Raw genomic sequence first — 10825 nt, forward strand, 5'->3', positions numbered from 1 at the left:
CGCCAGCAAGATGTTCACCACGCTGGCGAAGGAGAATATCAACATCCAAATGATCTCCACCTCCGAGATCAAGATTTCGATCATCATCGACGCGAAGTACACCGAGCTCGCCGTGCGCGTCCTGCACGACGCCTTCGAGCTGGGAAAGAAATAAGTTAGGGGCGAACCTTGTGTTCGCCCCTGGAGCACAGACGGGGAGGGCGAACACAAGGTTCGCCCCTACAAAATGGTCTCATCCGGCAAGAAACAAGTCACCCTCTACGACACCACCCTCCGCGACGGCTCGCAGGGCGAGGAGATCTCCTTCACCGTCGAGGACAAGCTGCGCATCTCGGAGAAACTCGACGAGCTGGGGATCGACTACATCGAGGCGGGGTGGCCCGGTTCCAACCCCAAGGATCTGGAGTATTTCCAAAAGGCCCCGGCGCTCAAGCTGAAGCATGCGAGGATAGCCGCCTTTGGCGCCACGCGCCACCCCAGCAAGACGCCCGCGAAGGACGACAACCTCAAGGCCCTGCTCGAGGCCGAGACCCCCGTGGTCACCATCTTCGGAAAGTCCTGGGACCTGCACGTGCACGATGCCCTCAAGGTGGGGCTCGCGCAAAATCTCGAGCTGATCGCCGATTCCCTCGAGTTCCTCAAGAAGCGCGTCGGCGAGGTGATCTACGACGCCGAGCACTTCTTCGACGGCTTCAAGGCCAACCCCGAGTACGCGATGAAAACCCTGCAGGCGGCCCGCGAGGGCGGGGCGGATCTCCTGGTGCTCTGCGACACCAACGGCGGCACCTTGCCCGACGAGGTCGAGCGCATCTTCCGCCAGGTCGCCCGCATGATGCCCGGCGCCTACGGGATCCACTGCCACAACGACTGCGAGGTCGCGGTGGCCAACTCGCTGGCCGCGGTGCGCGCGGGCGCGGTGCAGATCCACGGGACGATCAACGGCTTCGGCGAGCGCTGCGGCAACGCCAACCTCGTTTCGATCATTCCCAACCTGCAGCTGAAAATGGGCATCGAGGTGGTGCCGGGCAAAGGCCTGACGCGCCTCCAAGAGGTCTCGCACTTCGTCAACGAGCTGGCCAACCTCAAACCCAACACCCACCAGCCTTACGTCGGCCAGAGCGCCTTCGCGCACAAGGGCGGCATCCACGTCAGCGCAGTGATGAAGAATCCCAAGACCTACGAGCACGTCGCTCCCGAGGCGGTCGGCAACCGGCGCCGCATCCTGCTGAGCGACCTCGCCGGCACCAGCAATATCCTGCAAAAGGCCCGCGAGTTCGGCCTCGATCTCGACCGGCAGGACCCGCTGGTCAAGCAGCTGGTGAAGGATTTGAAAGAGCTTGAAAACCAGGGTTACGAGTTCGAGGGCGCCGAGGCGAGCTTCGAGATCCTCATGAAGAAGGCGATGGGGCGCTATAAGCCCTTCTTCCGCCTGATCGGCTTCCGCGTCTTGGACGAGAAGCCCACCCATGACGACCCGCCGCACGCCGAGGCCACCATCCAGGTCGAGGTCGACGGGCAGCAAGAGCACACCGCCGCGCTGGGCAACGGTCCGGTCAACGCCCTCGACAACGCCCTGCGCAAGGCGCTGGAGCGCTTCTTCCCGCAGATCGGCGAGGTACGGCTGCTCGACTACAAGGTGCGCGTCCTGCCCAGCGGCAGCGGTACGGGCTCGAAGGTGCGGGTCTTGATCGAGTCCGGCGATGGTTCGTCGAAATGGGGCACGGTCGGGGTCCACGAAAACATCATCCAGGCCAGCTGGATGGCCCTGGTGGATTCCCTGGAATACAAATTGATGAAGGACCCGGGCCTCCGACGGAAAAAGGCCCCAAAATCCCGTACATAAATAGGCAAGCAACATCGCAGGTTTAGCCGGCCGATACCTTCTCTGTGTGGGATTTCCTCAAGGGGCTTGGCGCCTTGCGGCAAAATCCTTTTGAAAATTATATAGTTATATCTATGGATTTCGATTACTCTTAAGGCAGGCACTCCGCCTTGGGGAGTTTTGGGATGTTCCGGAGGAGAACCATGAGACATTTAATATTGAAATTATCCGTCTTGGTCTTGGCCTTGACGCCAGCCTTTGCCAGCTATGCCGATCCCGGCATCAGCTTCGACGGCCCTAAAATCACCGATCGCGGCCAATACGGCGGAAAAGAGCACGGGATGACCTTCCCGGGCGACTTCTCTGTCTATCCCTTCGCGGGCAGCCCCCACGTCGACGCGGCCGTGCCCCAGCTCCGTCTGCTGTGGGGCTTCGAAAACAAGAACAACTGGCCCAGCGCGACGCCCAATACCTATTTCAACGGTGTGGGCCTTACCAACGGAAACTATAATTTGGTCGCGGTGCAGGGACAATTCGACGGCGACGGCGGCGGCCTCAAGGACGTCGTCGTGCTCGATACCGGCGGCTTGAAGGTCTGTTATAACTTCAACGGTTCGGCCTGCGCGGGCGAGTCTGGCGACGTCCCCGTGACCGTCGGTCTCGACAAGCCGCTCACGCTGTGGTCGGCGCGGGTCGCCGATTTCAACGGCGACGGCAAGGACGACGTGGCGGTCATCGGCTTCGATTACAACAGCTTCGACGGCTATGTTGCGGTCGTGGCCGGCACCAACGCCGGCGGCGCCAATCCCTTTAATCCGGACGCCGGCGATCCGGCCCTGGCCTCTCCCTATTACAAACAGATGATCAAGTGCGGCATTCCCCTGGCGGTGACCGTGGGGCAGTTTGGCGGCGATGCCAAGCCGGACTTGGCGGTTTCCACCTTCAACCGCTGCAACAATACCGGCGGCGCGAATGTGCACGCCTTTCTCAATGCCGGCGGAAGCTTTGATTTCAAAGAGGCCGCCGCCGGCTTCAAGCGCGACACCTGCGACAAGCCCACTGGTCTGGCCACCTACAATCCGGACGGCAACGCGCAGGATGACCTCGTGCTGACCTGTTATGATAAGTTCTACTCGAACTGCCCGCCCGTCGACGTCAAAGCCGACGTGGCTGTGGAAAATCCCCCGGTCATCGCCTGCGTCGCCGGCTGGAAGAGCGGGCCCGTCATGTCGCTGCAGAACAATGGCTCGGGCAGCGCTTTCGGCGTCAAGCAGACCCTGGGCGACACCGACGAGACCTCGCTGAAGTTCCCCTATACCTCGACGACCGGGGACTACGACGGCGACGGCAACCAGGACTTGGCGGTCGCCTCCAACGGCGGTTCGGCGGTGGTGACCTACGCGGGCACCTCGCCCTTCCAGGTGAACCCGGCCAGCCGCAACGACATCTCCACCTTGAGCTACACGCCAAAGTTCATTCAGACCCACGACATGAACAGCGACGGGCTTCCCGACCTGATCCTGACGGCGGCCGCGGCGAAATTCCCCGAGCAGCGCATCCCGGACACCGATATCACCCATGGGAATTTTCTCGGCCGCTACACCGTGGCGCGCGCGCCGGTGGAATACGTCCCGGGAAAATACTACACGACCGCCGAGCCGGCCTACCTCGATACACCGCCGGTCCTGAACAACGACGCCGTCTTGGCGGCCCGTGGCTTCGTCAAGGCGAGCCCGACCGAGTATAAAATCAACTACACGCCCAATTCCTTCCAGAAGAGCAGCCAGGTGCTCGTGCTGAACGACAACTTCAGGTACGACGGAACTTACGAGCGGTTACCGGGCGACTTTGGCACCCGCGTGCCTGTCTCGACGGACGGTCTCCTGGTGTTGATCAACCACCGTCCGACCGTCTCCGGCGACGATCCCAAGTGCGACGGCGGCGAGGTGACCTACCGTTGCACCGCCTCGGAGGGCAATACGATCACCGAATGCACCCCCGCCACGACGGATGCGGGAGTGACCTTCACGCCCGCGGTCCCGGGACCGGGCAACAAGGAATGGTCCGGCAAGGTCAAGCTGCCCAAAGACCAGGGGGTCCATAAATGGACCGTGACGGCCAAGGACAACCTCGGTACCGTGACGACGGGTGAGTTCACCGCCGACTTCAGCAACTGCCCCGGCGGCTCGACGGCCTGTCCCGCGACCCCCATCGAAAAGCAGCTCTCGCCGAAAGACCCGGTGATGATCTGCGCCTTCGAAAACGACCAGAAGCTGGCCGAGCTGAACAGCGGCAAGACGGTGACCTGGGCCCAAGTCGGCGCCAAGGGCATCGACCTCAGCGCCCTGACCGTCCAAGGCCAGTGCCTGGTGGGCCCGCGCCTGCCGCTCTCCTTCGACCAGGATCGGGTGATCGAGCTGAAATACAGCATCGAGCCCGACGGACCGAAGGACTGTCCGGCGAAGTTCGTCTTCCCGAAGGCCTTCTTCGAGGGCTCGGGCAACCTCTTCGGCTGCAGCCTCAATGCCGCTTCGGGCTCGACCCTGCCGGGTTCCGCGTGGACCCTCGGTTGGGGGGGCGCTTTGGGGCTCTGGGCCCTGGCGAGGCGCTTCGGTAAAAAGTAATCGCCTCCGCTCTTCCGAGAAGGGTGTTTTAGATAAGCCCCCGTCGCTCTGCGGCGGGGGCTTTTTATTTCGGAATCGATTTTGACAAGGAGTGATGCGGAATTTTTGGGAAGGTGCGGAGGGTCGCCAAGGCTTGTCAGGAAAGAGGCGAGGAGATTTTTAAATCCGAAATTTCAGCACAGAATTCGAGGCTTGAGCTTGAATACTTTAATGTTTTTTTTGTTTGACAGCTAGAGGGGTCGCGTTTACACTCCCGAAATCTTTTGGTTAGAAGTGTCGTTTCTGTTTCCGAATTACCTGGGAAACGCAAACAGCAGTAATAAGTTTTTGAAATAAAAATCGCGTTTGATTTTTGTATAGTGTCGAACTTCATCCTGGAAAGGGGATAGATGTATGAGAAAAAGCCTCAAAACACTCTGTGCCGCATTAGGCATGGCCGCCGTGGTTACGGCGTCTGCGCCTTCTGCCCACGCTTTGGTGTCGAGCTTTGACGTTCTGAACTTCAAGCCCGCCATCTCCAACCGAACCGACTATTTCACCGTGTACTCCAGCCAGACGGTTGCGAAACACGGCTGGAACGCCGGTTTCTACGTTGACTTTGCCCACAACCCTCTTGAGGTTGCGTTCCCCGTGTTGGGTCGCCGCTTCGCCGGCGTCGTGGACAACACCATCACCGGCAACTTCTACGCCACCTACGGTCTTCTGGACTGGTTCTCGGTCGGCATGAACATCCCGGTGGTCTTCTGGTTGGACTACGTCAACACCCTGGGCCCTCCTTTCGGCACCGGTACCGGCGCTAGCGACAGCATGACCGAACTTGGCGACATCCGCATGGAGCTCAAGTTCCGCATCCTCAACAACGAGGATAAGCTGATCGGTCTCGCCCTGGTTCCCTTCTTCACCATTCCTTCCGGCGACTCCACCCACTTCGTGGGCAACGGCACCGTCACCGGCGGTATCAAGATCGCTCTCGACTTCAACATCCATGAGCGCGTCAAGTTGGCCCTTAACGTCGGTTATCTGGGCCGCGACGACGTGACGATTGGCGGCGTTCGCATCGACGACCAGCTCCTCTTGGGTCTGGGTCTCTCGATCAAGATCATCGAGCGCCTGTCGTTCCTGGTCGAAGCCCACACCGAGCCGGTCATTCGTGACCTGTTCGAAAACGAAGTCCAAACCCCGGCTGAGGTCCTCGGCGGTTTCCGCATCAAGGTTGCCGAGCACTGGGACATCAACGTCGGCGGCGGCGCGGGTCTGACCCTCGGCGTCGGTTCTCCGGACTTCCGGGCTTTCTTGGGCCTGAACTACAACTGGGCTCCCGAGCCTTGCCCTGCTTGCGATCGTCCGGCTCAAGTCGAAGCGCGCCAGATCACCATCGATCAGGTCATCCACTTCGAATTCGACCGTGCTAACATTCGCCCGCAGTCCTATCCCATCCTCGATGACGTTGTCTCCATCATCAAGAGCAACCCGAGCATCAAGATGGTCAAGATCGAGGGTTACACCGACTCGATCGGCTCCGACGCTTACAACATGAAGCTGTCGCAGCGCCGCGCGAATGCCGTGAAGGCCTACCTGGTCAACAAGGGTATCCCGGCCTCCATGCTGGATGCGGTTGGTTTCGGCGAGAGCAAGCCGGTGGCGACCAACGACACGGCCGAAGGTCGTGCGAAGAATCGCCGCACCGAATTCCACGTCGAGCAATAATGACGGGACGATATTCGGGTTGAGGTTAAATCCCAAAGGCCCCCCGCAAACGCGGGGGGCTTTTTTTTTCCCCCATATTTCTCATGGATGCGATTCAGGAAAACATCGCCTGGTTCAATTCTCCGGTCCAATATGTGAAGGGGGTGGGGCCTTACCTCGGCAAGTTGTTTGAACGTTTGGGCGTCGCGACCTTTGAAGACTTGCTCTATCACCTGCCCTTTCGCTACCTGGACCGCCGCAGCATCGCTTCCATCGCTAAGACCCAGCCCGGCAAACAGCGCGTGGTCTACGGGCAGGTCGACGCGGTCGGGGAGGTGGTATTGGGGCGTCGCGGCCGGAGGATCTTCGAAGTCATTGTCACCGACGGCCAGGGATATCTCACGGTCAAGTGGTTCCATTATCCGAGAAAATTCTTTCAAGAGCGCTTCAAGAAGGGCGAGAAGTTCCTGTTTTTCGGCGAGGTCAGCCTGTTTCGCGGGGAAAAGCAGATGGTGCATCCCGAAGTGACCCCCGTGAAGGAGTTCTTCGAGGAAGAGGATTTTCAAAAGCACCTCGGCTTGGTGCCGGTCTATTCAACCACGGAGGGCCTGCACCAGAGGCAGATCCGCAAGGCCCTCGACTTTCTCTTGGAGGGCCTGGGGGATCGGCTGGCGGAGACGCTGCCCGAGGCCTTGCGGTGCAAGTGGGGATTTCCGGGGCAGGCGGAGTCCTTTTCCCGGATTCACCGCCCCTTGGACGAGGACTCGCCCGAGGTCTGGACGGCACTGCGCTCGCCCTTTCACCGGCGGCTTGTCTTTGAGGAATTCTTCTACTTGCAGCTGGGCCTGGCCTTCCGCCGGCAAAGGGCGCAGGTAATGACCGGCATCGCCCACGAGGCCAAATTTCGCTTTCAAGAGGCCCTTCGCGGAAAACTGCCCTTCACCCTCACCGAGGGGCAGGAGCGCGCCATCCGGGAGATTACGCGGGATATGTGCTCCCCGCGGCCGATGAACCGGCTTCTCCAAGGGGACGTGGGGAGCGGGAAGACCTTGGTCTGCCTCTTTGCAGCCCTCTTGTCCGTGGAAAACGGCCGCCAGGCCGCCGTCATGGCCCCCACCGAGATCCTGGCCGACCAGCACTTCAAAAACTTCAGCCGGCTCCTGGAGGGCATGGGCATCCCCGTCCGCCTCTTGACGGCCTCGACGAAGGGCAAGGAAAGGGACGAGATCTTGGAATTGCTTAAGCGCGGCGAGCCCGTCATCGTGGTGGGCACCCACGCCCTGTTGGAGGAAGACGTCGCCTTCGACCGCCTGAGCCTGGTAGTGATCGACGAGCAGCACCGCTTTGGCGTCCGCCAGCGCATGGTCCTCATGAAGAAGTCCGAGCAGCCCGACGTCCTGGTCATGACCGCGACGCCGATTCCCCGGTCCCTGGCGATGACGCTCTACGGGGACTTGGATCTTTCGCTTATCACCGAGTTGCCGCCGGGCCGCGTCCCGATCCTGACCCGCATCATGTACGAGAAGGATCGCCCCAAGCTCTACGACTTCGTCCGCGAGAAGGTGAGGGCCGGGCAGCAGGCTTATTTCGTCTTTCCCCTGATCGAGGAGAGCGAGAAGTTAGACTTGAAAGATGCCACTAAAGCTTATGAAAAACTTAAGGAAATTTTTAAGGAATTTAAGGTGGAAATGCTCCACGGCCGGATGAAGAACCTGCAGAAGGAAGAGGTGATGGGGCGTTTCTCCAAAAACGAGACTCAGATCCTCGTCTCCACGACGGTCATCGAGGTCGGGATCGACGTCCCCAACGCGACCTTGATGGTCATCGAGCACGCCGAGCGCTTCGGGCTCTCCCAGCTGCACCAGCTGCGCGGCCGGGTGGGGCGGGGCGGGCAGAAGTCTTACTGCATCCTCGCTACGGACTTCAGGCAGTCGGATTTGGCCAAGGAGCGCCTCAAGGTCATGGAGGCCTCCTCCGACGGTTTCAAGATCGCCGAGGAGGACCTCAAGATTCGGGGCCCGGGGGATTTTTTGGGGACCCGCCAGTCGGGCCTGCCCGACTTTCGGGTGGGCAATTTGGTCAGCGACTTGGACCTGCTGGAGGCCGCTCGTGAGGCGGCGCGGGAGCTTTTGGAAAAGGACCCGCAGCTAACCCTCGAAGAGAACCGCATGATCCGTCCGATCCTTTTGCACCGCTGGAAGGGGCGCCTGAGCCTGGCGCAGGTCGGCTGATCGCTGATTCATTTGACAAGGCGGGCCCGCAATGACATTTGAAACGAGGGCCCCGGAAGGCCGTCGCCTTCCTTATGGCTTTTTCCCTATGGAATTCGACCGCATCAAACGCCTCCCGCCTTACACCCTCGGCGTCGTGACCCAGCTCATGAGCGAGGCCCGCAAGCGCGGCGAGGACATCATCAACCTGGGCATGGGAAACCCCGACTTGCCCACGCCGCCGCACATCGTGAACAAGCTCGTCGAGGCCGCGAAGAAGCCCAAGAACCACCGCTACTCGGTCTCGCGCGGCATCCCCAAGCTGCGGATGGCGATCTGCGACTGGTACAAGCGCAACTACGGCGTCGAGCTCGACTTCGACCGAGAGGCCATCGCGACGATCGGCGCGAAGGAGGGGCTTTCGCACCTCATGCTTGCGACCACCGCGCCCGGCGACGTGGTCATCGTGCAGAACCCGTCCTATCCGATACACATTTACTCGACGGTCATCGCCGGCGCCGACGCGCGCAGCGTGCGCACCGACGACGAGACGGATTTTTTCGAGAACCTCGACCGCGCCACCAAGAGCATCTGGCCCAAGCCGAAGTTGTTGATCTTGAGCTTCCCGTCCAATCCGACGGGGCAGACGGTCGACTTGCCCTTCTTCGAACGCGTCATCGCCTTCGCCAAAGAGCACGGCATGATCGTCGTGCACGACTTTGCTTACGCCGACCTGGTCTTCGAGGGTCCGAAGCCGCCCAGCATCCTCCAGGTGGTGGGCGCGAAGGACGTGGCGGTCGAGTTTTACACGCTCTCCAAGAGCTACAGCATGCCGGGCTGGCGGGTCGGCTTCTGCGTCGGCAACCGCGAGATCATCGCTGCCCTCAGCAAGATCAAAAGCTACATGGACTACGGTATGTTTCAGCCCATCCAGATCGCCGCGACAGTGGCCCTGAATGGCCCCGAGAAGTGCGTCAAGGAGATCGTCGAGATCTACCGCGAGCGCCGCGACGCGCTCTGCGACGGGCTCAACCGCGTCGGTTGGCCGATCGTGAAGCCGCGGGCGACGATGTTCGTTTGGGCGAGGATTCCCGAGGCCTTCACGGCGATGGGCAGCCTTGAGTTCAGCAAATACCTCCTGCAGGAGGCCAAGGTCGCGGTCTCGCCGGGCATCGGCTTCGGCGAGCACGGCGAGGGCTACGTGCGCTTCGCCTTAGTCGAGAACGTCAAGCGCATCAAGCAGGCCGTGCAGGGCATCAAGAAGGCGTTGAACAAGCGATGAAACGAGCCTCCATCAAAGTCGGTTTGGTCGGTTTCGGCACGGTGGGCCGCGGGGTTTACGAGATCCTCCAGCGGCACCGCGCCCTCCTGGCCCAGCGCATCGGCGCGCCGGTCGAGATCAAGAAGATCGCCGTGCGCGACAAGTCGAAGCGGCGGGGCGTCAAGGCCCCCGCGGGTCTGTTCACCGAGGATTACCGCGAGATCCTGCGCGACCCGGAGATCCAGGTTGTCGTCGAGGTGATGGGCGGCACCCAGGAGGCCAAGACTCTGGCCTTGGCGGCTATCAAGGCCGGCAAGCACCTGGTCACCGCCAACAAGGCCCTGTTGGCCCTACACGGCCGCGAAGTCTTCGGCGCGGCCAAGGCGGCCCAGGTCGACATCTGCTTCGAGGCCGCGGTCGGCGGGGGGATCCCCATCCTGCGGGCGCTGCGCGAGGGCTTCGTGGCCAATCGGATCCTCTCGCTCTTCGGCATCGTCAACGGCACCTGCAATTTCATCTTGAGCGAGATGTCCGAGAAGGGTGCGGATTTTCAGGCCACCCTGAAGCGGGCCCAAGAGCTGGGCTACGCCGAGGCCGACCCGGGCTTCGACATCGACGGCTGGGACGCGGCCCACAAGCTGGCCATCCTCGTCTCGATCGCTTACGGCGTGCACGTCCCGGTCGACAAACTCTTCGTCGAGGGGATCCGCCGGCTGTCGGCCTTCGACCTCGAGTGCGCCAAGCGCTTTGGATTTGAGATCAAGCTGCTCGCCATCGCCAAGTCCCAAGGCGCCAAGATCCAGGCGCGGGTCCACCCGACGATGATCCCGGCGGGCTCCATGCTGGCGGCGGTGCGCGGGGTGCATAACGCGATCTTGGTCGAGGGCGATTTCGTCGGCGAGGGGATGCTTTACGGCGCCGGCGCGGGCAGCGGCCCCACGGCCTCCGCGGTGGTGGGCGACATCGTCGAGGTGGCGCGCAACCTCATCGCCGGCGTCGCCTACACGGTGCCGCCGCTGGGGCTCTACGCCGACAAGGTCCGCGATGCGGCGATCGAGCCCATTGGTTCGTTGAAGGGTCCGTACTACCTGCGTTTCCAGGCGCTGGACCGGCCGGGCGTCCTGGCGAAGATCACCTCGATCCTCGGCCGGCATCGCATCAGCATCTCCTCGGTCTACCAAAACCTGGCCGAGGAGGGGAGGGTGGTCCCGATCGTGGTCCT

Annotated in this window: 7 protein-coding genes; all 7 read left to right on the forward strand. The window is 61.6% G+C overall.

All coding sequences use genetic code 11. The features are described 5' to 3' along the window. The coding region (locus tag FBR05_12885; protein ID MDL1873074.1) for an ACT domain-containing protein at positions 1–154 on the forward strand (154 nt) is incomplete at its 5' end. A 72-nt stretch (positions 155–226) separates the two neighbouring features. Continuing rightward, positions 227–1843, forward strand: a complete 1617-nt coding sequence (locus FBR05_12890) for a citramalate synthase (protein ID MDL1873075.1) — start codon at positions 227–229, stop codon at positions 1841–1843. Positions 1844–2007: 164 nt separating this feature from the next. Continuing rightward, positions 2008–4446 carry a hypothetical protein gene (locus FBR05_12895; GenBank protein ID MDL1873076.1) on the forward strand — a complete coding sequence of 813 codons (2439 nt, stop codon included), beginning with the start codon at positions 2008–2010 and terminating at the stop codon, positions 4444–4446. A gap of 393 nt (positions 4447–4839) precedes the next feature. Next, positions 4840–6153 (forward strand): DUF3187 family protein, encoded by a 1314-nt coding sequence (locus FBR05_12900; protein ID MDL1873077.1) that lies wholly within the window; start codon positions 4840–4842, stop codon positions 6151–6153. Positions 6154–6236: 83 nt separating this feature from the next. Continuing rightward, positions 6237–8363, forward strand: coding sequence for an ATP-dependent DNA helicase RecG (gene recG / locus FBR05_12905; GenBank protein ID MDL1873078.1), 2127 nt, complete (start codon positions 6237–6239; stop codon positions 8361–8363). Positions 8364–8451: 88 nt separating this feature from the next. Next, a complete protein-coding gene (locus FBR05_12910) occupies positions 8452–9624 on the forward strand; it encodes an aminotransferase class I/II-fold pyridoxal phosphate-dependent enzyme (GenBank protein ID MDL1873079.1) in 1173 nt (390 codons plus the stop codon). Next, positions 9621–10825, forward strand: a 1205-nt coding sequence (locus FBR05_12915; GenBank protein MDL1873080.1) for a homoserine dehydrogenase, incomplete at its 3' end; no start/stop codon positions are given. The genes FBR05_12910 and FBR05_12915, both read left to right, overlap by 4 nt.

The organism is Deltaproteobacteria bacterium PRO3 (assembly GCA_030263375.1).
GTDB lineage: Bacteria > UBA10199 > UBA10199 > DSSB01 > DSSB01 > DSSB01.

Bases quoted from the DNA above. Each gene is read 5' to 3' on its own strand.
- FBR05_12910 (MDL1873079.1), top strand. From the start codon at position 8,452: ATGGAATTCGACCGCATCAAACGCCTCCCGCCTTACACCCTCGGCGTC.
- recG (MDL1873078.1), top strand. From the start codon at position 6,237: ATGGATGCGATTCAGGAAAACATCGCCTGGTTCAATTCTCCGGTCCAA.
- FBR05_12890 (MDL1873075.1), top strand. From the start codon at position 227: ATGGTCTCATCCGGCAAGAAACAAGTCACCCTCTACGACACCACCCTC.
- FBR05_12900 (MDL1873077.1), top strand. From the start codon at position 4,840: ATGAGAAAAAGCCTCAAAACACTCTGTGCCGCATTAGGCATGGCCGCC.
- FBR05_12895 (MDL1873076.1), top strand. From the start codon at position 2,008: ATGTTCCGGAGGAGAACCATGAGACATTTAATATTGAAATTATCCGTC.